This is a genomic window from Serratia sp. CoH_134_PS_4 (assembly GCF_058190535.1).
This window is the reverse complement of the sequence record NZ_JBXWKI010000002.1, coordinates 151,326-172,890: the sequence shown is the minus strand read 5'-3', so window position 1 is coordinate 172,890 and position 21,565 is coordinate 151,326. Positions and strand designations below refer to the sequence as shown.

Annotated in this window: 18 protein-coding genes; 12 read left to right on the top strand and 6 right to left on the bottom strand. The window is 52.2% G+C overall.

All coding sequences use genetic code 11. The annotated features are described in order from the left end of the window. The first annotated feature begins 80 nt into the window (after positions 1-80). Positions 81-638: an NUDIX hydrolase YfcD gene (yfcD, locus tag AC2FCQ_RS06065; RefSeq protein WP_209638902.1), complete on the top strand. Its 558-nt coding sequence runs from the start codon at positions 81-83 to the stop codon at positions 636-638. Positions 639-692: 54 nt separating this feature from the next. On the opposite strand, the gene metC is transcribed toward yfcD, so the two are convergent. Beyond that, positions 693-1,880, bottom strand: coding sequence for a cystathionine beta-lyase (gene metC / locus AC2FCQ_RS06060; RefSeq protein WP_490308474.1), 1,188 nt, complete (start codon positions 1,878-1,880; stop codon positions 693-695). 51 nt (positions 1,881-1,931) lie between these two features. Further along, positions 1,932-3,182: a dicarboxylate/amino acid:cation symporter gene (locus AC2FCQ_RS06055; protein ID WP_209638904.1), complete on the bottom strand. Its 1,251-nt coding sequence runs from the start codon at positions 3,180-3,182 to the stop codon at positions 1,932-1,934. Positions 3,183-3,402: 220 nt separating this feature from the next. Here AC2FCQ_RS06055 and AC2FCQ_RS06050 point away from each other — a divergent pair, with 220 nt between their 5' ends. Beyond that, positions 3,403-4,341, top strand: a complete 939-nt coding sequence (locus AC2FCQ_RS06050; protein ID WP_265555661.1) for a LysR family transcriptional regulator — start codon at positions 3,403-3,405, stop codon at positions 4,339-4,341. Between the two features lie 138 nt (positions 4,342-4,479). On the opposite strand, the gene pta is transcribed toward AC2FCQ_RS06050, so the two are convergent. Further along, positions 4,480-6,642, bottom strand: a complete 2,163-nt coding sequence (gene pta, locus AC2FCQ_RS06045) for a phosphate acetyltransferase (protein WP_209638908.1) — start codon at positions 6,640-6,642, stop codon at positions 4,480-4,482. Between the two features lie 152 nt (positions 6,643-6,794). Continuing rightward, positions 6,795-7,997 (bottom strand): acetate kinase, encoded by a 1,203-nt coding sequence (gene ackA / locus AC2FCQ_RS06040; RefSeq protein WP_209638911.1) that lies wholly within the window; start codon positions 7,995-7,997, stop codon positions 6,795-6,797. 355 nt (positions 7,998-8,352) lie between these two features. On the opposite strand from ackA, the gene yfbV reads away from it, so the two are divergent. The 4 genes from yfbV to AC2FCQ_RS06020 all read left to right on the top strand — a co-directional run bounded on the left by yfbV (position 8,353) and on the right by AC2FCQ_RS06020 (position 12,059). Continuing rightward, positions 8,353-8,808, top strand: a complete 456-nt coding sequence (yfbV, locus tag AC2FCQ_RS06035) for a terminus macrodomain insulation protein YfbV (protein WP_209638913.1) — start codon at positions 8,353-8,355, stop codon at positions 8,806-8,808. A gap of 147 nt (positions 8,809-8,955) precedes the next feature. Continuing rightward, entirely contained in the window at positions 8,956-9,450 is a 495-nt protein-coding gene (locus tag AC2FCQ_RS06030; RefSeq protein WP_037421009.1) for a YfbU family protein, read from the top strand. A 15-nt stretch (positions 9,451-9,465) separates the two neighbouring features. Continuing rightward, complete coding sequence (locus AC2FCQ_RS06025; protein ID WP_265555668.1) at positions 9,466-10,122, top strand: sugar phosphatase; 657 nt, start codon at positions 9,466-9,468, stop codon at positions 10,120-10,122. A 104-nt stretch (positions 10,123-10,226) separates the two neighbouring features. Then, positions 10,227-12,059, top strand: coding sequence for an SLC13 family permease (locus AC2FCQ_RS06020; RefSeq protein ID WP_404759220.1), 1,833 nt, complete (start codon positions 10,227-10,229; stop codon positions 12,057-12,059). A 30-nt stretch (positions 12,060-12,089) separates the two neighbouring features. Here the strand turns inward: AC2FCQ_RS06020 and yfbR are convergent, their stop codons facing one another. Then, positions 12,090-12,689 (bottom strand): 5'-deoxynucleotidase, encoded by a 600-nt coding sequence (gene yfbR / locus AC2FCQ_RS06015; RefSeq protein WP_037421003.1) that lies wholly within the window; start codon positions 12,687-12,689, stop codon positions 12,090-12,092. A gap of 208 nt (positions 12,690-12,897) precedes the next feature. Further along, a complete protein-coding gene (locus AC2FCQ_RS06010; protein WP_209638917.1) occupies positions 12,898-14,112 on the bottom strand; it encodes a pyridoxal phosphate-dependent aminotransferase in 1,215 nt (404 codons plus the stop codon). Between the two features lie 862 nt (positions 14,113-14,974). Between AC2FCQ_RS06010 and lrhA the strand changes: the two genes are divergently transcribed. From lrhA to nuoF, 6 genes are all read left to right on the top strand, one after another. After that, positions 14,975-15,910 carry a transcriptional regulator LrhA gene (gene lrhA, locus AC2FCQ_RS06005; RefSeq protein WP_209638919.1) on the top strand — a complete coding sequence of 312 codons (936 nt, stop codon included), beginning with the start codon at positions 14,975-14,977 and terminating at the stop codon, positions 15,908-15,910. Positions 15,911-16,621: 711 nt separating this feature from the next. Next, positions 16,622-17,062, top strand: coding sequence for an NADH-quinone oxidoreductase subunit A (locus AC2FCQ_RS06000; RefSeq protein WP_209638921.1), 441 nt, complete (start codon positions 16,622-16,624; stop codon positions 17,060-17,062). 23 nt (positions 17,063-17,085) lie between these two features. Then, complete coding sequence (locus tag AC2FCQ_RS05995; RefSeq protein ID WP_004947278.1) at positions 17,086-17,760, top strand: NuoB/complex I 20 kDa subunit family protein; 675 nt, start codon at positions 17,086-17,088, stop codon at positions 17,758-17,760. A gap of 96 nt (positions 17,761-17,856) precedes the next feature. After that, on the top strand, positions 17,857-19,653 hold the full coding sequence (nuoC, locus tag AC2FCQ_RS05990; RefSeq protein WP_209638923.1) for an NADH-quinone oxidoreductase subunit C/D: 1,797 nt from the start codon (positions 17,857-17,859) through the stop codon (positions 19,651-19,653). 2 nt (positions 19,654-19,655) lie between these two features. After that, complete coding sequence (gene nuoE, locus AC2FCQ_RS05985; protein ID WP_490308473.1) at positions 19,656-20,207, top strand: NADH-quinone oxidoreductase subunit NuoE; 552 nt, start codon at positions 19,656-19,658, stop codon at positions 20,205-20,207. Further along, positions 20,204-21,556 (top strand): NADH-quinone oxidoreductase subunit NuoF, encoded by a 1,353-nt coding sequence (nuoF, locus tag AC2FCQ_RS05980; protein ID WP_209638925.1) that lies wholly within the window; start codon positions 20,204-20,206, stop codon positions 21,554-21,556. Before nuoE ends, nuoF begins: the two co-directional genes overlap by 4 nt. Positions 21,557-21,565: the final 9 nt, after the last annotated feature.

Here is a 21,565-nt window from a genome sequence, read left to right as displayed (position 1 = left end):
CACAATAAAAATCTTTGAAAAACACTCATTGATTAACCAGTGCGCGGGATGCATCGCGCCAAAATAGAAGGTTTTAGAGGATGGCGGAACAGGGTCAGGCTGCAGATACCGAGTGGGTTGATATCGTCGACGAGCAAAACGAAGTGATTGCTCAATCCAGTCGCCAACAGATGCGTGCTCAACGGCTACGTCATCGTGCTACCTATATTGTGGTGCATGATGGAATGGGAAAAATTCTGGTGCAACGTCGCACCGACATCAAAGACTTCTATCCGGGCTGGCTGGATGCCACGGCGGGTGGCGTAGTGCAAAGCGGGGAGAATGTGCTGGATTCCGCGCGCCGCGAGGCAGAAGAAGAGCTGGGTATTGCTGGCGTGCCTTTTGCCGAACATGGGCTGTTCTACTTCGAAGAAGAGCAGTGCAGGGTGTGGGGTGCACTGTTTAGCTGTGTTTCCCATGGCCCCTTTGCTTTGCAAGAAGAAGAAGTGGCCGAGGTGAGCTGGCTGACGCCGGAAGAAATCACCGCACGCTGTGACGAATTCACGCCCGACTCACTCAAAGCACTGTCGCTGTGGCTGACACGCAACAATGAGCAGGCCTATGGCAAGCCGCTACGCGATAGCGACGAAAATGCCTGATGGGCTTTTGCAATGAATAAGCCGGTCAGTCGACCGGCTTTTGTTTAACCTTGTTTATGCCAGCCGTGCAAAACCCGCGTCCAGATCGGCAATTAAATCTTCGATATTTTCAAGGCCAATGTGCACACGCACGAGTGTCCCGGTGAAATCTACTTTGCCGGCAGGGCGAATTTCGTTGAGTTCCTCAGGCTGGTTGGCCAAGATCAGTGATTCAAACCCGCCCCACGAATACGCCATGCTGAAGTGCTCAAAATTATCCAGATAATGGGCAACCTGTTCATCGGTTAACCGCTGTTTAAGCACAAAAGAAAACAATCCGCAGCTGCCGGTGAAATCCCGCTGATAGTATTCGTGCCCTTTACAGGAAGGGAGTGCCGGATGATTGACTTGCGCCACCTCGGGGCGATTAGCCAGCCATTTTGCGACGGCGATACTGCTTACCTCGTGTTGCTTTAATCGTACGCCCAACGTTCTCAATCCCCGGCTGCCAACATAGGCTGTATCGGCATCGGCCATTTGCCCCATGAGATAAGAATTCTCGCGCAGTTGATCCCAACAGCGTGCATTTGATACCGCAGTGCCTAACATGGCATCGGAATGACCAATGATATATTTGGTCCCGGCCTGAATAGAAATATCCACGCCGAAATCCAGCGCTTTAAATAAGATGCCTGCAGCCCAGGTATTATCAATCATGATTACAATATCAGGATTAACCGCGCGGATAGCCTTTACCATGCCGGGGACATCTTGAACCTCCATGGTGATGGAGCTCGGTGACTCAAGAAATACCACTTTGGTATTTGGCTGAATAAGGTCGACAATGCCAGCGCTTATCAGTGGATCATAATATGTCGTCGCCACACCCAAGCGTGCTAATACCTTATTACAGAAATCCTGTGTGGGCTCATAAGCTGCCCCAGTCATCAGAATATGATCGCCATTGGCGACAAAGGCCAAAATGGCATTGGTCACTGCGGCAGCCCCGCAGGGGTAAAGAGAGCATCCTGCGCCACCCTCTAACTCCGTCATGGCGTCCTGGAATGAAAAATGTGTCAGGGTACCTCGGCGACCATAGAATAACTCACCTTTGGCACGGTTTGCCGTGGCCTGTTTTTTCGCTTTAACTGAGCTGAAAATTAATGAGGATGCGCGCTGTATTACCGAGTTTACCGAACCCTGGGTAAATTTCGGTTTGCGACCCGCAGTGACCAAGGCAGTTTCTATTTTTTTAGACGTCATAATTTACCTGCTTATTATCGATTATTAATCCAATGGGTAACGAATGGGGTTCTATAAAGCGCTTTCTTCTTTTATTAGGGGAACATTTGTCTGATGTGCGGTAACTGCCGATTTCTTGCCAGAAAAACGTTCAACAATCTGCGCGGCATTTAAATCATGGATGACGTTGATTAAGGTGGCGGGGGCATCGGTAATGGTACCGAGAACCACCAACATCGGAATGGTTTCCAACGGGAGCCCCAGTGTCGTCACAATGAAAATTTCGCCAAGGAATGCTCCGCCAGGTACGCCGCCAACAATAATCGCCGAAAGTACAGAGATAAGCATGGTCAGTAAGAAGGTCTCCATCGTGAAGTCCAACCCCAACACGGCAAAGATGAAGACGATTTTCAATGCGGCAATCATCGCCACACCGCCTTTATTCAGGTTTACCAACAGAGGCAAGGCAATATCGACGATTTCCGGATCGATACCCATGGCTTTACCGGCGCGAATATTGACGGGCAACGTTCCTAGAGAAGAGCAGGTTCCCAATGCCGTTGCTGAAGGCTCGATGGCATTTTTCCAGAATGCGCGTACTGCAGGGACGCCGCCGCCAATCCAGGAGTAAAAAATGGAACCGAACACGAAATACAGCAGTGTTGCCAGGAAAAACAGGCCAATAGCGCGGGCAAAGGTGATCAGTAGTTGTGAGTCCTGGCTTGCCATGGTTGAAGCAAAATAACAGCCTAAACCGACGGGGGCCGCTTTCATGATGATGGACACAATCTTCATGATTACTGCATTCAGATCGTTTAACGAGTTGGAAATCCGTTTGCCTTGCTCACCGGATTGCCCAATGGCGATCCCGGCGATAACCGACATGATAATCAACGCCAGAATGTTGGATTTGGACAATAACCCAACAAAGTCATTGGCGGTAACCATGCTGACAAAATCCATCTCACCGCCCCCGGCGTTGAACTTTTCCGTCAGCTCAATCACCACGCCCTGTGCCGGATCAAACAGCGTTGCCAAACCCACAATACCTGCCGCCGGTATCAGCGCCATCATAATGGAAACGGCGAAGATAATTCCCATGATGCGGCCGAGTTTCTTCAGGTCCGTCATACCTGCAATTGATGACATAACGCTAACGCTGACCAAAGGGACAATTATCATAAATAATAAATTCAGGAATATTTTGCCTATAGCCTGTAATTTCAACGCTATCTCAGGTGCATAGATACCTAATGCTCCCCCCAGTGTTAATGCGAGCAATAGAATAAGTGAGGATCGGTAAGGCTCTAAGTGTTTCCACATATTGATTCCTTTTTCATCATTTTTTCACGTGTGACTGAAGTCACTTTTTTATTGGCTATTTTTATTGATTATTTATTTTGTGATTGCGATCACCCTTTGGTGCTGTATTTAAAATTAAAAACGGATAATGTTTCTGTTGTTAATAATTACATTTTATTTCAATCAATGTAATGCGCCATTCGTACCATTTAATGAAATCACTCGTGAACGAAAGGAAAAAATGAGCAATCCGGCTTCGTTAAAACAACTAGAGATCCTGGTCAAGATCGTCGAGTGTGGTGGGTTATCGGAAGCCGCAGTTCAGCTGAATGTCTCGCCGTCTGCGGTGAGCAAAAGCCTATCGCAGCTGGAAAATCAATTAGGGACAACGTTACTGAAAAGAACAACGCGGAGTTTTACCCTTACCGAGCCCGGGCAGTATTTATACAATAGAGCAACGCAACTGTTGTTGGATTTTGATGAATCAATAAATACAACGGCAGGTTACTATAATCACCCTCAAGGGGAATTAAGGATAACCTGTTCTATAGCCTTTGGTTATACACACTTAGTGACACTGGTTAATCATTTTCGCAAGAATTGTCCTGATGTTGATTTTCATATCGATCTTAATGATAACTTTGTTAATCTTAATGAAGTCAATGTTGATATTGCATTGCGGGTGTCTTCGTCCCCTCCTGATAATTATGCCATGCGTAAATTGGCGACTATTAACTGGGCCTATTGCGCCAGTCCTAATTACCTCAGAAAATATGGGAAACCCAAATCCGTTCAAGAGTTAACTCGGCATCATTGCCTTATTTATCCGGGTTTAACCCCGAGAGAAAGGTGTATCGATGAGCAGGGCGTGACGCACCAGTTAAAAAAACGAACGCCTATTCAAGCAAACAGCAGCCTGGTGCTACTCAAGTCAGCTATTGAAGATCAGGGAATTGCCTATCTCCCGACCTATTTGTTAAGTGATTCTATACAACAGGGAGCCCTGGTCCCTTTGGCACTGGATGGCGAATTGACTCACGACACCCATGCTCTCTATGCCCTCTATTTTCCCAGCAGATATAGCAATCCGAAGGTGCGTTCATTTATCGACTATCTGTTGGATGAGCTCCAGCCGATCCCCGTCTGGGATAGCTGGATGAGCGAGTTCTCGACGCATTAAAACCGGACGCCGCAATGAGAAGCATGTTTTGGCGCACAGGAGAGGGACTTTATGAAGAGGGGGGAAACTGCAGTAAGCGGTGTGGAAAAGAAAAAGCCGGTCAATTGACCGGCTTTTTATCTGATAATTCAGGAATTATCAGGCTTTGGCTGCTGCCGCATCAGCCTGGGAAGACTGGATGGCGGTCAGTGCGACGGTGTAAACGATGTCGTCTACCAGCGCGCCACGGGACAGGTCGTTCACCGGTTTGCGCATGCCTTGCAGCATTGGCCCGATGGACACCAGATCCGCAGAACGTTGTACTGCCTTGTAAGTGGTATTACCGGTGTTCAGGTCTGGGAAGATGAACACGGTAGCCTGGCCTGCAACCGGTGAGTTAGGGGCTTTGGACTTGGCTACGTCGGCCATGATGGCTGCGTCGTACTGCAGTGGGCCATCGATGATCAGGTCAGGACGTTTTTCCTGTGCCAGACGCGTCGCTTCACGCACTTTCTCAACGTCGCTACCCGCACCGGAGTTACCGGTAGAGTAGGAGATCATGGCGACGCGTGGTTCGATACCGAAGGCGGCAGCGGAGTCTGCTGACTGAATAGCGATCTCAGACAGTTGCTCTGCCGTTGGATCCGGGTTGATCGCGCAGTCGCCGTAAACCAGAACCTGGTCAGGCAGCAGCATGAAGAACACGGAAGACACCAGTGAACTGCCCGGTGCGGTTTTGATCAACTGCAACGGTGGACGGATGGTGTTGGCGGTGGTGTGAACCGCGCCAGAAACCAGGCCGTCGACTTCGCCTTTCTCCAGCATCAGCGTACCGAGAACGACGTTGTCTTCCAGTTGCTCACGAGCAACCACTTCGGTCATACCTTTGCTTTTACGCAGTTCAACCAGACGTGGCACGTATTGTTCGCGAACGGCGACGGGATCAACAATCTCGATACCTTTGCCCAATTCAACGCCTTGAGCGGCTGCGACACGCTGGATCTCTTCTGGGTTACCCAAAAGCACGCATTCTGCGATACCGCGTTCGGCACAGATGGCTGCTGCTTTCACGGTACGAGGCTCGTCGCCTTCAGGCAGCACGATGCGTTTGCCGGCTTTACGCGCCAGTTCGGTCAGCTCGTAACGGAATGCTGGCGGAGACAGGCGGCGTGAACGTTCGGAGGTTGCCGTCAGTGATTCGATCCACTCGGCGTTGATGTGGCTGGCCACGTAGTTCTGCACTTTCTCGATGCGCTGATGGTCATCTGCCGGCACTTCGAGGTTGAAGCTTTGCAGGCTCAGCGAGGTCTGCCAGGTGTTGGTGTCGACCATAAATACCGGCAGGCCGGTTTGGAAAGCACGTTCACACAGTTTTCTGATCGGTTCGTCGATGGCATAGCCACCGGTCAGCAGAATGGCGCCGATTTCTACGCCGTTCATGGCTGCCAGACAGGCGGAAACCAATACGTCAGGGCGGTCCGCTGAGGTGACCAGCAGTGAGCCTGGACGGAAGTGTTCCAGCATGTGCGGGATACTGCGCGCGCAGAAGGTCACAGACTTCACGCGGCGGGTCATGATGTCGCCTTCATTGACCACGGTGGCCTTCAGGTGACGAGCCATATCGATAGCACGGGTCGCAATCAGATCGAAGCTCCACGGCACGCAGCCCAATACTGGCAGCGGGCTGTTGGCAAACAGTTGCGCCGGCTCAACATGAGTGATGCTGGCCTTGGTGGAATCGTCGAAGATCTCGGACAGGTCAGGGCGGGTACGGCCTTGCTCATCAACAGGGGCGTTAAGCTTATTGATGATCACGCCGGTGATGTTTTTATTTTTGCTGCCGCCGAAGCTGCTGCGAGCCAGCTCAATGCGCTCTTTCAGCTGTGCTGGGGAATCGTTGCCCAGCGCCAGCACGAAGACGATTTCCGCATTCAGCGTTTTGGCAATTTCATAGTTCAGCGCATTGGCGAACTGGTGCTTACGGGTCGGTACCAGGCCCTCGATCAACACCACTTCTGCATCTTTGGTGTTTTCGTGGTAGCGAGCCACGATTTCTTCCATCAGCACGTCTTGCTGGTTGGAGCTCAGCAGGCCTTCAACGTAGCTCATACGCAGCGGTTCAGCGGCTGTAATCGTGGAGTTGCTGCTACGGATGATGGTGGTGGTCTGGTCAAGCGAGTCGCCGCCAGTGCGTGGCTGAGCGATAGGTTTGAACACGCTCAGGCTAACGCCTTTTTGTTCCATGGAGCGGATGACACCCAGGCTGACGCTGGTCAGGCCGACGCTGGTGCCAGTGGGGATCAACATAATTGTACGTGACACAGAATAGTCCTCTTCACGATTTGACATGAGGCTATAGCCAAAATAGTTGAAGTTGCAGCCAGACGGCAAACGCGTGCAGTCAATGTGGCTGCGGCTTCAAGTATGAAGGCTAAAACAGCACCGCCAGCCTGGGCTGACGGTGTCGGAAAGCATTACGCGGTCAGACGGGATGCGTCTTGCGCGATGACCAATTCTTCGTTGGTCGGGATAACCAGCGCCAGGCGGCTGCCGTCTTTGGTGATGGCACCGGATTTACCGAAACGCGCAGCCATGTTGCGCTCGTGGTCAATCTCGAAGCCCAGCAGGCCCAGTTTGTCCAGGGTCAGCTCACGCACCATGCCGGCGTTTTCACCGATACCGCCAGTGAAGATCACCGCGTCCAGACGGCCATCCATCAATGCGCTGTATGCGCCGATGTACTTGGCCAGACGGTGGCAGAATACGTCCATTGCACGCTTGGCGTCGGCTTTGGTTTCGTAGTTGTCTTCGACATAACGGCAGTCGCTGGTGACTTCGGTCAGGCCCAGCAGGCCGGATTCTTTGGTCAGCATTTTGTTGATTTGATCAACGCTCATGCCCAGTGCGTCATGCAGGTGGAAGATGATAGCTGGATCGATGTCACCGCTACGGGTGCCCATGACCAGGCCTTCCAGCGGGGTCAGACCCATGGAGGTATCAACACATTTACCGTTGCGCACTGCAGTTACAGAACCGCCGTTGCCCAGGTGGCAAGTGATCAGGTTAACTTCTTCAACGGGCTTGTTCAGCGCTTTTGCCGCTTCTTGAGTGACATAGAAGTGGCTGGTGCCGTGTGCGCCATAGCGACGAACGCTGTGGTCACGGTACAGGCTGTACGGCAGGGCGTACAGGTAGGATTCTTCCGGCATGGTCTGGTGGAATGCCGTGTCGAACACTGCCACGTTTTTATCAGCCAGTTTAGGGAAGGATTTCAAGGCTTCAGCGATACCGATCAGGTGTGCTGGGTTATGCAGTGGTGCAAAAGGTACTGCATCTTTGATACCCTGCAGGACATCGTCATTGATTACAGCAGAAGCGGTAAACTTCTCGCCGCCGTGCACAATACGGTGGCCGATAGCGGTCAGCTGTGCTGAAAGCTCCGGTTTTTGTGCCAGAATAGTATTAACAATGTAGTTCAGTGCTTCGCTGTGCGCAGCGCCGGCACCCAGAGCAGCTTCATGTTTGGCGCCGTCCATCTTCCACTTGAGGCGAGCCTCAGGCAGGTGGAAACATTCGGCTAAGCCGGAGAGGTGTTCTTCACCGTTGACAGAATCGATGATAGCGAATTTCAGGGAAGAACTGCCGCAGTTAAGGACCAGTACTAGCTTACTCGACATGGAAGTACCTACTTAAATAGTTCGTGTTGTTAAAGGAAATACCAAAACACGTGGTGAATTAATCGTCAATCAGACAACAAGCGTAGCGCATAATGCCGTTGACATTTATGATTAACATCATGTGAATTGCACAAACCACATGACGATGAAAAAACCGATGATTTCTCTGCGGTTTAAGTAATCTTGATTTTTATAGGGCTAAAAGTTGACAGAATTCTTGTCATCTTCTACCGGCCAAAAGGCCGGCTTAGGATACCGATAGCCTGAGGCAAACACAAAATAAATTTAAAGCTTCAAATTTTTTAGTATTGTGTTTGCCGTGCCCTTATTTTTCTTTGTGACGTTGAGGTACGCGATGACGAGCAAACCGTCCGGTTCCGTAAGCTGGTTTCAGGTATTCCAGCGCGGGCAGCATTACATGAAAACCTGGCCGTCAGACAAACGTCTGGCTCCGGTCTTTCCGGAGAATCGCGTTGCGAGTGCCACCCGTTTTGCCGTCCGCTTCATGCCGCCGCTGGCGGTGTTTACCCTGACCTGGCAGATTGCCCTTGGGGGGCAGTTGGGGCCGGCCATTGCCACGGCGTTGTTCGCCTGTAGCATGCCGATGCAAGGCTTGTGGTGGTTGGGGCGTCGTTCGATCACGCCATTGCCGCCAACGTTGTTGCAGTGGTACCACGAGGTACGCAATAAGTTAACGGAGGCTGGCCAGGCTGTGGCGCCGGTAGAAGGCACACCAACGTACCAGGCTCTGGCCGACCTGTTGAAGCGCGCCTTCAAGCAGTTGGATAAAACCTTCCTGGATGACCTGTAACATCAAAAAGGGCCGCATTCTTCAGCGGCCTTTTTACTGCGGTGACGAATAACCCCCGTTCAAATCAAAGAACCGGCGAGTTGTGATTTCCTGTGATATTGCGCTGTGCGATGCTTCCGTCATAAGCAATTTATCGAGGAAATTACGATGGAAATGACCCACGCCCAACGGCTAATCCTGTCCAACCAATACAAGATGATGACTCTGCTCGATCCGGATAACGCCGAACGTTACCGTCGCCTGCAGACCATCATTGAACGGGGGTTCGGTCTGCAGATGCGCGAGCTGGACCGCGATTTTGGTGAGATGAGCGAAGACGTGTGCCGCACCATTATTAATGTGATGGAAATGCACCATGCATTGCAGGTTTCCTGGGATAACCTGAAGGAAAAGCAGGGGATTGAAGCACGTCGGCTGGCGTTTCTCGGTTTTGACGCTGCCACCGAGGCTCGTCATTTGAGCTACGTGCGTTTCCTTGTTAATACCGAAGGACGTTATACTCATTTCGATTCCGGCAGCCACGGCTTTAACGCCCAAACCAAAATGTGGGAAAAGTACCAGCGTATGCTGGCGATCTGGCTGTCATGCCCACGTCAGTATCATTTGAGCGCCGTTGAGATAGCGCAAATTATTAATGCCTGAATAAAGAGGTTTCCTGTGGAGTGTAAGGGTTTTCTGTTCGATCTTGATGGGACGTTGGTGGATTCGCTGCCGGCGGTAGAGCGCGCCTGGATCAATTGGGCCACACGCCGTGGCATTAATCCGCAGGACGTACTGGATTTTATTCACGGTAAACAGGCCATTACCTCGTTGCGTCACTTTATGCCGGGTGAAAGTGAGGCTGCCATTCAGCAAGAGTTCCTGCTGTTGGAACAAGTAGAAGCGCAGGACACCGATGGTGTGACTGCCTTGCCAGGGGCCGCGGCGTTGCTGGCGCGGTTGGATCAACTCGATATCCCGTGGGCGATCGTTACCTCCGGCTCGATCCCGGTGGCGACCGCTCGCCGCCGCGCGGGTGGTTTGCCGGAACCTGACGTTTTCATTACTGCCGAACAGGTAAAACATGGCAAACCGCAGCCGGATGCGTATCTGCTGGGTGCCGAACGTCTCGGGTTGGCGCCGCAGGATTGCGTCGTGGTTGAAGACGCCGCCGCCGGTATTCTTTCTGGCTTGGCCGCGGGCTGCCAGGTGATTGCAGTCAATGCACCTGCCGATGCGCCAAAGCGGGACCAGGTCGATCTGTTGCTGACTTCGCTTGAGCAGATTGCCGTAGACAAAACGGAACAGGGTGCAGAGATTCGTCAGGTAGCCTAACGCGACGTTCCCTATCTTCACCCTAATTGATTAGACCCCGCATCGGCGGGGTTTTTTTATGCTACTTTTTAAGCCCTTGGATATCTCTGCCGGATGAGGCCGTTTTGAACAGCGAATTACTGTGGGTGCTGAGTTTACTGTTGATTGCCATTGTGCTGTTTACCACCAATAAGCTGCGTATGGACGTTGTGGCGTTGTTGGTCATCATCGCCTTTGTGCTGAGCGGCACACTGTCCTTGTCTGAGGCGACGGTGGGGTTTAGCGACCCCAACGTGATTCTGATCGCTGCGCTGTTTGTGATCGGGGAGGGGTTGGTACGCACCGGTGTGGCTTATCAGGTGGGCGACTGGTTGGTGAAAGTTGCCGGTAGCAGTGAAACCAAGATGTTGATGTTGCTGATGGTCACCGTGGCGGGCCTGGGTGCGTTCATGAGCTCGACAGGCGTGGTGGCAATCTTTATTCCGGTGGTGCTGAGCGTCGCGGCACGGATGAAAATTGCCCCGGGCAGGTTGATGATGCCGCTGAGTTTTGCCGGTCTGATTAGCGGTATGATGACGCTGGTGGCGACGCCGCCTAACATGGTGGTGAACAGCGAATTGGTGCGTGAAGGCATTAGCGGCTTTGGCTTTTTCGGCGTGACGCCCGTCGGCTTGGCGGTATTGGTGCTGGGCGTGGGTTACATGCTGGTGGCCCGCCGCTGGCTGAGCAATGACGACGGTGATAAAACCCGGGAAACCTGGCACCGGCGTACTTTTCGCGATCTGATCCGTGACTACAAGCTGACGGGCAGGGCGCGCCGGCTGGCTATCCGTAACGGGTCTCCGCTGGTGGGGCGTTCGCTCGACGAAGTGCACCTGCGAGCCCGTTACGGTGCAAACGTGGTGGGGATTGAACGCTGGAAGCGCTTCCGGCGTGTGATGGTAAGCGCATCCGGCAGCACTGAACTGCGCGAAGGGGATGTGCTTTTGCTCGACATGTCGGACAGCCAGGTGGATCTCCGCGAGTTTTGCAGCGAGCAGCAACTGGAGCCGATGGTACTACGCGGCGATTATTTCTCCGAACAATCGCGCAACGTGGGTATGGCGGAAGTGTCGTTAATCCCCGATTCAACGCTATTGGGCAAAAGTTTGCGCGAATCTGCCTTTCGAAGCCGTTACGATCTGAACGTGGTCGGGATCCGTCGCAATGGTGTAACCCTGTCTGGCAAACTGGTGGATGAGCCCTTGGCATTGGGCGACATTTTGTTGGTGATCGGCGACTGGAAAGCGATTCGTCAACTGCAGGCGAAAACCCACGATTTTATCGTGCTCAATCTACCGGCCGAGGTCGACGAGGTCGCACCGGCGATCACCCAGGCTCCACACGCATTATTCTGTTTGGCGTTGATGGTGGCAATGATGCTGACTGACGAGATCCCAAACCCGATCGCCGCATTGATTGCCTGTTTACTGATGGGCAAGTTCCGCTGCATCGACATGGAAAGTGCCTATAAGTCGATCCACTGGCCGAGCATTATCTTGATTGTCGGCATGATGCCCTTTGCTCAGGCACTCCAGAAAACCGGTGGGGTGGATTTGATCGTCCGCGGATTGATGGACGTTGCCGGTGGTGCGGGGCCGCGGGTGATGCTGCTGTGCCTGTTTGCACTGTGCGCCACTATCGGGCTGTTTATCTCCAACACGGCGACTGCGGTACTGATGGCGCCGATAGCCATCGCGGCTGCGCGCGAAATGGGTGTTTCGCCGTATCCGTTCGCCATGATTATCGCCATTGCCGCGTCGGCTGCGTTTATGACGCCAGTTTCTTCGCCGGTAAATACGTTGGTGCTGGGGCCAGGGAACTATAAGTTTGGTGATTTTGTCCGCATGGGCGTGCCATTCACACTGCTGGTGATGTTGGTCAGCGTGATCATTGTGCCGTGGCTGTATGCCTTTTAATTAACGGCGCAGCGTGCTGCGCCATGAAGATTACAGAGAGGAGTCCAGGCTGATTTCATCCAGGGATAGGCTGAAGCTGGGAATAAACACGTTCATAAAATAATCCATCTCCGGGCTGCTGCGCTGCTGCAGGGTCTTTTCCAATCGGGCTTTCGCCAGCTTGAATTCGTTATTACCGGCAGACAATTCCTCCAGACATTTCAGGTAGGCACAGAGCGCATCTGCCTGCTTGACCACCAATTTTTCGTCTTCGGTATAATAGTGCTCGTCAAGAATAGAGCGGAAATCGTTGCGTAATTCGGCAGGAATCATATCCAGCAACTTCTGCTGAGCGATTTTTTCTATCTTCTTATATTCGTGGGCGATCTGCGGATTGTAATACTTGATAGGCGTCGGCATGTCACCCGTGATCACTTCGCTGGCATCATGATACATCGCCAGCAGGGCGACGCGATCGGCGCTCAGGTTGCCATTGAACTTTCTATTTTTAATCACGGCCAACGCATGGGCGACAAACGCCACCTGCAGACTGTGTTCGGAAACATTCTCGGTACGGACATTGCGCATCAGCGGCCAGCGATTAATCAGTTTCAAGCGGGACAGATGGGCAAAAAAGTGGCTCTGGCTCATGGTGCTCTCTTTTACAACGGCAAGTGAGGATTCCATTGTGAGCAGTGACGGCGGCTTATGCAAATATCCTTCATGCTTCACGTTGCCTCTTTGTTGGCTGCCTTCGCCCACTCCGGTCACATAGCTCTCTATGCTCCCGGACATGTGCTCAGTTGCCGCCTTGATACAACGCGAAGCATTTCGGCTATTACGAGAGTGCCGTTAATTTTTACTGGCGGTAGCCTTCGAGGAAGCGGCCCAGTTTACCCACTGCCATTTCCAACTCGTCGACACGCGGCAAGGTAACGATTCGTACATGATCCGGGTATGGCCAGTTGAAGGCGCTGCCTTGTACCAGCAGCACTTTTTCCTGCAGCAGCAGATCCAGGACCAATTTCTGGTCGTCGCGAATATTAAACCGCTTGGCGTCGATGCGAGGGAACATATACAGCGCACCCTGAGGCTTCACGCAGGAAACGCCGGGGATCTCGTTCAACAGTTCCCAGGTGCGGTTGCGCTGTTCATACAGGCGTCCGCCGGGCTGAATGAATTCGCTGATGCTCTGATAGCCACCCAGTGCCGTTTGGATCGCATGCTGCATTGGAACGTTGGCGCACAGGCGCATTGACGCCAGCATTTCCAACCCTTCGATGTAGCCCTTGGCGTGTTTCTTCGGCCCGTTCAGTACCATCCAACCCTGACGGAAACCGGCCACGCGATAGGTTTTAGACAGCCCGTTGAAGGTGACTGTCAGCAAATCCGGCGCCAGCGCGGCGATAGAGTGGTGCTCGGCTTCGTCATACAGGATTTTGTCGTAAATCTCATCGGAGAAGATAATCAGGTTGTGTTGACGGGCGATCTCAACAATCTGCTCCAGCAGTGCTTTGCTGTATACCGCGCCGGTCGGGTTATTCGGGTTGATGATCACGATACCGCGGGTGCGGGGGGTGATCTTGCTGATGATATCATCCAGATCTGGGAACCAGCCGGCTTCTTCATCACACAGATAATGCACGGCTTTACCACCGGACAGCGAGACGGCAGCAGTCCATAACGGATAATCCGGTGCCGGCACCAGCATTTCGTCGCCGCTGTTCAGCAACGCCTGCATCGATTGCACGATGAGCTCGGAAACCCCATTGCCGATGTAGATATCCTCAACGGTCATGTCACGTATGTTACGCGCCTGGTAGTGCTGCATGATCGCTTTACGTGCCGAGAAGAGCCCTTTGGAGTCAGAATAGCCTTGCGCCGTGGGCAGATTGCGGATCACGTCGACCAGGATTTCGTCAGGGGCGTCGAAACCAAACGGGGCAGGGTTGCCGATGTTCAGTTTCAGGACTTTATTGCCTTCTTCTTCAAGACGTTTAGCTTCTTTGAGCACCGGGCCGCGAATGTCATAGCAGACGTTGTCCAGTTTGTTGGATTTCTCAATGGGGGACATAAAAAGTTGAGCCTTTTGCTGGGATGGGGGCGTTCCTACCGTGGAACACCGCAACCTGCACAATGTACTCCTGGCGTTAGCGCTTTTGAAGGGTTGTGCACGCCTTTGGTGCAAACGAAGGGGGCTGAGGGCAATTTCAGGGGGTATAAACAACGCTAAAGTAATTTGATGGGTTTTAACTCTGGTTTTTGTTTTTTTTCTGGTTTTTTGCTCTGTCATGGCGGGTGCGTACAGGTATAATTGCTCAAGGCCATCGGCGTATCAGCGCTGAGGTGTCAACGATTGTTAAGCTGGACCGAGGATTAAAACAGATAAAATGTAAAGAAATGATAATGCCAGAGTTGTCTGATGGCGAGTTGTCAATCGGCGATCCAAACTCAATGTTAAGGCCAAATTACATTAGCAATATTACAGTTTTTAACTTAAGCCGAATTTAAGTAGTTATTCCGGGATTATTTAAAGAATAAATGTTACTGGTTGAATTTATTAAATTCGTTAAAAAATGAACCGAAAGATACGGGAAAAAAAATTTACGTTTTACCGTATCGATGGACGCCGAGGCCAGTCTGGGTGCGGAAGTTGTGCAGCACAATTGGAGTGGAAATCAGGCGCGGTGAATGAGTAAAATATTTACGCTGGTAAAAATTAAACACTTTAACCACGAATAAAGTACGGTGTTCTATAAGCATCTGCGATAGATCACATTTTAAAAGGCGATAGAGGTAACGAATTAAAAGTAATTTTTTTGCCCTCCACTAATGAGTGGGGTACTGTCATGTCTGGCATCGTCCCTTTTAAACGATGTCTTAGAAACACACCAGGGTAGTTTGTAAATTAGAATTCAAAAAGTGAAGAAAACACTATGACAACTGCAAATCGTCCGATACTTAATCTCGACCTCGATCTGCTTAGAACCTTTGTTGCTGTTGCTGATTTGAATACTTTTGCGGCGGCGGCAGTTGCCGTTTGTCGTACCCAATCAGCCGTCAGTCAACAAATGCAGCGGTTAGAGCAACTGGTTGGCAAAGAGTTGTTTGCCCGTCATGGGCGCAATAAATTACTGACCGAACACGGTATTCAGCTTCTCGGCTACGCCAGGAAAATCCTGCGCTTCAACGACGAAGCCTGTACTTCACTGATGTACAACAATATAAAAGGTGTTCTGACTATCGGTGCTTCTGACGATACCGCCGATACCATCTTGCCTTTCCTGCTCAACCGCGTCACGTCAGTGTATCCAAAGCTGGCAATTGATGTTCGGGTGAAACCTAGCTCGTTTATGAACGACATGCTGGAAAACGGTGAAGTCGATCTGGCGATTACCACAACGGCGACCGAAGACCGCCCGCATATTGTGCTGCGGACTTCGCCAACCCTGTGGTATTGCTCGGCAGATTACCATTTCCAGGCGGGGGAACCTATCCCGTTGGTGGTGATGGACGAACCGAGTCCGTTCCGCGCCATGGCGATCAAGCACCTGGATGACGCCGGGATCCCATGGCGAATCGCCTATGTTGCCTCGACACTCTCTGCCGTTCGTGCTGCATGCAAGGCAGGGCTGGGGATCACCGTTCGGCCAATCGAAATGATGAGCCCGGACTTGCGGGTGTTAGGCGCGGTAGAAGGTTTGCCACCGTTGCCGGATACCCAATATGCCTTGTGCAAGGATCCAAAGTGCGCCAACGAGCTGGCAATGGCAATTTTCAGCGCCATGCAGAACGGTACGAGCAACTACAGCTTCAGTGGGCCAGGTGCTTCGCTGCAAGATGATGCTTGTCTGGTTGATGATGAGGAATAACGCCAAAACGCGTTAAACCGGATGAAAAACCTCCACCTCGGTGGAGGTTTTTTTTGGCCTAAAATCACAGAGAGTTCTATTTATAAGCAGTTAACATGATTTGTTATCTGAAAAGGTTATTTCTTCTGTTTTTATTTATGGGTGAGAACCTTTATCAGTCGAAATAAAACGCTTTCGATGATTTTTTGAACGATTAATTGCGCCAGCTAAAGGCATGGAATCAATATGGTTATTTTGGTAGTTTGTCACGGACGTGTTTGACCGCCGAAATTGACAAAATTTATTAAAGGGCCACACTTTTTTTGAGGATTTATGCTGGAAACGTGTCCTGGATCAAAAAAATACCCCTAGGTAGTGAGTGGAAGAACAGGAGATTCCTGAGACAATGGTATAGTAAAACTGAAATGAGCATGTTGGTTTATATCTATCTGTTTCTACACAGCAATTAACTGACACGATTTAGCCTAAGCCAGGCGCATGAAATGTTAATTAAATGATATGTATGTAAACTAGTGTGTAGATACTTTTGTCAAAGTTGACAAAAGGTTATAGAAAGGAGTAAAAAGCCCACAGTAAAACGCTGCCTAACTCGCTGTAAAAGCAGTTTGTTTGTGTGGTTAATTTATCCTTCCCTTAAATCGATGTGGTGCACTAACTGCCAGATACAAGAGCAGAGCGATCGACGCCACTTTTGATGAGTAAGCATAGAGTATGTCAACAACCACTGAAGTTATCGCTCATCACTGGGCGTTCGCCGTATTTCTTGTCGTGGCTATCGGGCTTTGCGGCTTAATGCTGCTGGGTGCGTTCTTCTTGGGCGGGAGAGCCCGCGCGCGCGCCAAACACACCCCATTTGAATCAGGCATCGACTCCGTCGGCACGGCGCGTATGCGTCTGTCCGCCAAGTTCTACCTGGTCGCCATGTTCTTCGTTATTTTCGATGTTGAAGCCTTATACCTGTACGCCTGGTCGGTCTCCATTCGTGAGAGCGGTTGGGTTGGCTTTATCGAAGCCGCCATTTTCATTTTGGTGCTATTGGCTGGTCTGGTTTACCTGGTGCGCATTGGCGCATTGGACTGGACTCCGGCGCGTTCCAAGCGTCAGAGCAAACCGGGCACAATCAAGAACGCCACCAACAGTCATCCGCAGTAGTCGGTTAAAAACGAGGCATTAAGATGGACTATACGCTCACCCGCATAGACCCGAACGGTGAGAACGACCGTTACCCCCTGCAAAAACAGGAGATCGTCGCTGATCCTCTGGACCAACAGGTTCACCGCACGGTTTACATGGGTAAACTCGAGCATGCATTGCATGACATGGTGAACTGGGGGCGTAAAAACTCTATATGGCCATATAACTTCGGCCTTTCGTGCTGTTATGTGGAGATGGTGACGTCGTTTACCGCCGTTCACGACGTGGCCCGTTTTGGTGCTGAAGTATTGCGTGCTTCACCGCGTCAGGCTGACTTGATGGTTGTGGCCGGTACTTGCTTCACCAAAATGGCCCCGGTCATTCAGCGCCTGTACGAACAGATGCTGGAGCCTAAATGGGTGATCTCCATGGGCGCCTGCGCCAACTCCGGCGGCATGTACGACATCTACTCCGTTGTGCAGGGCGTGGACAAGTTCCTTCCGGTCGACGTGTATATCCCTGGCTGCCCACCGCGCCCAGAAGCGTACATGCAAGCACTGATGCTGCTGCAGGAATCCATTGGTAAAGAACGCCGCCCACTGTCTTGGGTTGTCGGCGATCAGGGCGTTTATCGCGCCAATATGCAGTCTGAAAGAGAGCGTAAACACGGCGAGCGTATCGCGGTGACCAACCTTCGGACGCCTGACGAGATTTAAGACGTTCATTTAACGTCCATCTTAGTGCGCTATTGGTTAACACAGCGAAAAGTGAACTTGCGGCGAAATAACCCTTTAGTGTGGTGAAAAAAAATTATGACAGATTCAACGACGCACGACGCCTTGCCTTCTTGGCAAACCCGGGATCACCTTGACGATCCGGTTATTGGCGAACTGCGCAACCGTTTTGGGCCGGAAGCCTTTACTGTTCAGCCCTCCCGTACCGGAATGCCCGTGGTATGGGTCAAGCCTGACCAGTTACTGGAAGTAATGACGTTTTTGAGAAAACAGCCGAAGCCTTATGTCATGCTGTTCGATCTGCATGGCGTAGACGAGCGTCTGCGTACCCACCGCGACGGCCTGCCTGCTGCGGATTTCTCTGTTTTCTATCATCTGATTTCTATCGAACGTAACCGCGATATCATGCTGAAAGTGGCACTGTCTGAAAAAGACTTGCACGTGCCCACAGCGACGAAGGTATTCCCGAATGCCAACTGGTATGAGCGTGAAACCTGGGAAATGTTCGGTATTACCTTCGACGGCCACCCGCACCTGACGCGCATCATGATGCCGCAAACCTGGGAAGGCCACCCGCTGCGTAAAGACTACCCGGCGCGTGCCACCGAATTCGATCCTTTCGTGTTGACCAAACAGAAAGAAGATCTGGAAATGGAAGCGCTGACCTTCAAGCCAGAAGATTGGGGCATGAAGCGTGGTACAGAGAACGAGGACTTCATGTTCCTTAACCTCGGTCCGAACCACCCCTCTGCGCACGGCGCATTCCGCATTATTTTGCAGTTGGATGGTGAAGAGATCGTCGACTGCGTGCCGGATATCGGTTACCACCACCGCGGTGCCGAGAAAATGGGCGAGCGCCAGTCCTGGCACAGCTACATCCCGTACACCGACCGTATCGAGTACCTCGGCGGTTGTGTGAACGAAATGCCTTATGTGCTGGCCGTTGAGAAACTGGCCGGGATCAAAGTGCCGGATCGCGTAGACACGATTCGCGTGATGCTGTCAGAGCTGTTCCGCATCAACAGTCACTTGCTGTACATCAGTACCTTTATTCAGGACGTCGGTGCAATGACCCCGGTGTTCTTCGCCTTTACCGACCGTCAGAAAATCTACGATTTGGTTGAAGCGATTACCGGTTTCCGTATGCACCCGGCCTGGTTCCGTATTGGCGGTGTTGCACACGACCTGCCACGCGGTTGGGATCGTCTGCTGCGTGAGTTCCTTGAGTGGATGCCAAAACGTCTGGACTCTTACGTCAAGGCTGCGCTGAAGAACAGTATCCTGAAAGGCCGTTCCGTTGGGGTAGCCTCCTACAACGCTAAAGAAGCATTGGAGTGGGGCGTCACTGGCGCCGGTCTGCGCGCCACCGGTATCGAGTTCGACGTGCGTAAATGGCGTCCTTATTCTGGCTACGAGAACTTCGATTTCGAAATTCCTGTCGGCGACGGCAACAGCGACTGCTATACCCGCGTGATGTTAAAGGTGGAAGAGCTGCGCCAGAGTCTGCGCATCCTTGAACAGTGCCTGAACAACATGCCGGAAGGTCCGTTCAAGGCCGATCACCCGCTGACCACGCCGCCGCCGAAAGAGCGTACGCTGCAGCACATTGAAACGCTGATCACCCACTTCCTGCAGGTTTCCTGGGGCCCGGTGATGCCAGCCAACGAATCATTCCAGATGATTGAAGCCACTAAAGGGATCAACAGCTACTACCTGACCAGCGACGGCAGCACCATGAGCTACCGCACCCGGGTACGTACGCCAAGCTTTGCGCACTTGCAGCAAATCCCAGCGGTAATCCGTGGCAGCCTGGTCTCCGACCTGATCGTCTATCTGGGTAGTATCGATTTTGTAATGTCAGATGTGGACCGCTAACTATGCATGATCAAAAAGACAATCACGCGAATAACGAAGCGCTTGAACCCATCAATGCGGCCGCTCCACAGAGCGGCGTTAATGCATTTGAGCTGAGCGCGGAAGAACGTGATGCGATCGAGCACGAAAAGCACCATTACGAGGACCCACGCGCTGCCTCCATCGAAGCACTGAAAATTGTGCAGAAGCAGCGTGGCTGGGTTCCGGACGGTGCGATTTATGCCATCGCGGAAGTGCTGGGCATTCCTGCCAGCGACGTAGAAGGCGTGGCCACGTTCTACAGCCAGATTTTCCGTCAGCCAGTAGGACGTCACGTGATCCGCTATTGTGACAGCGTTGTTTGTCATATCACCGGTTATCAGGGCATTCAGGCTGCCATTGAGAAGAAGCTGAGCATCAAACCAGGTCAAACGACCTTTGATGGTCGCTTCACTCTGCTGCCAACCTGCTGCCTGGGCAACTGCGATAAAGGGCCAACCATTATGATTGATGAGGACACTCACAGTCAGCTGAAGCCTGAAGATATCGAGACGCTACTGGAGCAGTATCAATGATTAAAGACATTGTACGCACTCCCGAAATGCACCCGCTGACCTGGCGGCTGCGCGACGACAAACAGCCTGTTTGGCTGGATGAATACCGCAGCAAGAACGGTTACGCAGGCGCTGAAAAAGCCATTAAGGGCCTGGCCCCGGACGAGATCGTCACCCTGGTAAAAGACGCCGGGTTGAAAGGTCGTGGTGGCGCCGGTTTCTCCACCGGTCTGAAGTGGAGCCTGATGCCGAAAGACGAATCCATGAACATCCGTTACCTGCTGTGTAACGCCGATGAAATGGAGCCGGGCACCTATAAAGACCGCCTGCTGATGGAGCAACTGCCGCACCTGTTGGTTGAAGGCATGTTGATCTCTGCGTTCGCGTTGAAGGCTTACCGTGGCTATATCTTCTTGCGTGGTGAGTACATCGAAGCGGCGGTGCATCTGCGCCGTGCGATCGCTGAAGCCACCGAAGCCGGTTATTTGGGCAAGAATATTATGGGCAGCGGCTTTGACTTTGAGCTGATTGTTCATACCGGTGCGGGTCGTTATATCTGTGGCGAAGAAACCGCATTGATCAACTCGCTGGAAGGCCGCCGTGCCAACCCGCGTTCCAAGCCACCTTTCCCGGCTTCTTCCGGTGTTTGGGGCAAACCGACTTGCGTGAATAACGTAGAAACCCTGTGTAACGTTCCGGCGATCCTGGCGAACGGTATTGACTGGTACAAGGGGATCTCCGCCGGTAAGAGTAACGACGCCGGGACCAAACTGATGGGCTTCTCCGGCCGGGTGAAAAACCCAGGCGTTTGGGAACTGCCGTTTGGCACCACCGCGCGTGAAATTCTGGAAGATTACGCCGGCGGCATGCGTGACGGATTGCGTTTTAAAGCCTGGCAGCCCGGCGGCGCAGGGACAGACTTCCTGACTGCCGATCACCTTGATCTGCCGATGGACTTCGAGAACATCGGTAAAGCCGGCAGCCGTCTTGGCACTGCGCTGGCGATGGCGGTGGACCACGAAATCGGCATGGTTCCGTTGGTGCGCAACCTGGAAGAGTTCTTCGCTCGCGAGTCCTGCGGTTGGTGTACGCCATGTCGCGACGGCTTGCCGTGGAGCGTGAAGATCCTGCGTGCGTTGGAAAATGGCCAAGGGCAGCCGGGGGATATCGAAACCCTCGAGCAGCTGTGCCGTTCCCTCGGCCCGGGCAAAACCTTCTGCGCCCATGCGCCAGGTGCCGTAGAGCCACTGCAAAGCGCAATTAAATATTTCCGTGAAGAGTTCGAAGCGGGTATCGCCGTGAAGCATTTCAGTAACGCGCATGCGATTGGCGGCATTCAGCCGAACAACCTGCTGAAGCAGCGCTGGTAAGCCGAACTC

Bases quoted from the DNA above. Each gene is read 5' to 3' on its own strand.
- yfcD (WP_209638902.1), top strand. From the start codon at position 81: ATGGCGGAACAGGGTCAGGCTGCAGATACCGAGTGGGTTGATATCGTC.
- metC (WP_490308474.1), bottom strand. From the start codon at position 1,880: ATGACGTCTAAAAAAATAGAAACTGCCTTGGTCACTGCGGGTCGCAAA.
- AC2FCQ_RS06055 (WP_209638904.1), bottom strand. From the start codon at position 3,182: ATGTGGAAACACTTAGAGCCTTACCGATCCTCACTTATTCTATTGCTC.
- AC2FCQ_RS06050 (WP_265555661.1), top strand. From the start codon at position 3,403: ATGAGCAATCCGGCTTCGTTAAAACAACTAGAGATCCTGGTCAAGATC.
- ackA (WP_209638911.1), bottom strand. From the start codon at position 7,997: ATGTCGAGTAAGCTAGTACTGGTCCTTAACTGCGGCAGTTCTTCCCTG.
- yfbV (WP_209638913.1), top strand. From the start codon at position 8,353: ATGACGAGCAAACCGTCCGGTTCCGTAAGCTGGTTTCAGGTATTCCAG.
- AC2FCQ_RS06030 (WP_037421009.1), top strand. From the start codon at position 8,956: ATGGAAATGACCCACGCCCAACGGCTAATCCTGTCCAACCAATACAAG.
- yfbR (WP_037421003.1), bottom strand. From the start codon at position 12,689: ATGAGCCAGAGCCACTTTTTTGCCCATCTGTCCCGCTTGAAACTGATT.
- AC2FCQ_RS06010 (WP_209638917.1), bottom strand. From the start codon at position 14,112: ATGTCCCCCATTGAGAAATCCAACAAACTGGACAACGTCTGCTATGAC.
- lrhA (WP_209638919.1), top strand. From the start codon at position 14,975: ATGACAACTGCAAATCGTCCGATACTTAATCTCGACCTCGATCTGCTT.
- AC2FCQ_RS06000 (WP_209638921.1), top strand. From the start codon at position 16,622: ATGTCAACAACCACTGAAGTTATCGCTCATCACTGGGCGTTCGCCGTA.
- AC2FCQ_RS05995 (WP_004947278.1), top strand. From the start codon at position 17,086: ATGGACTATACGCTCACCCGCATAGACCCGAACGGTGAGAACGACCGT.
- nuoC (WP_209638923.1), top strand. From the start codon at position 17,857: ATGACAGATTCAACGACGCACGACGCCTTGCCTTCTTGGCAAACCCGG.
- nuoE (WP_490308473.1), top strand. From the start codon at position 19,656: ATGCATGATCAAAAAGACAATCACGCGAATAACGAAGCGCTTGAACCC.
- nuoF (WP_209638925.1), top strand. From the start codon at position 20,204: ATGATTAAAGACATTGTACGCACTCCCGAAATGCACCCGCTGACCTGG.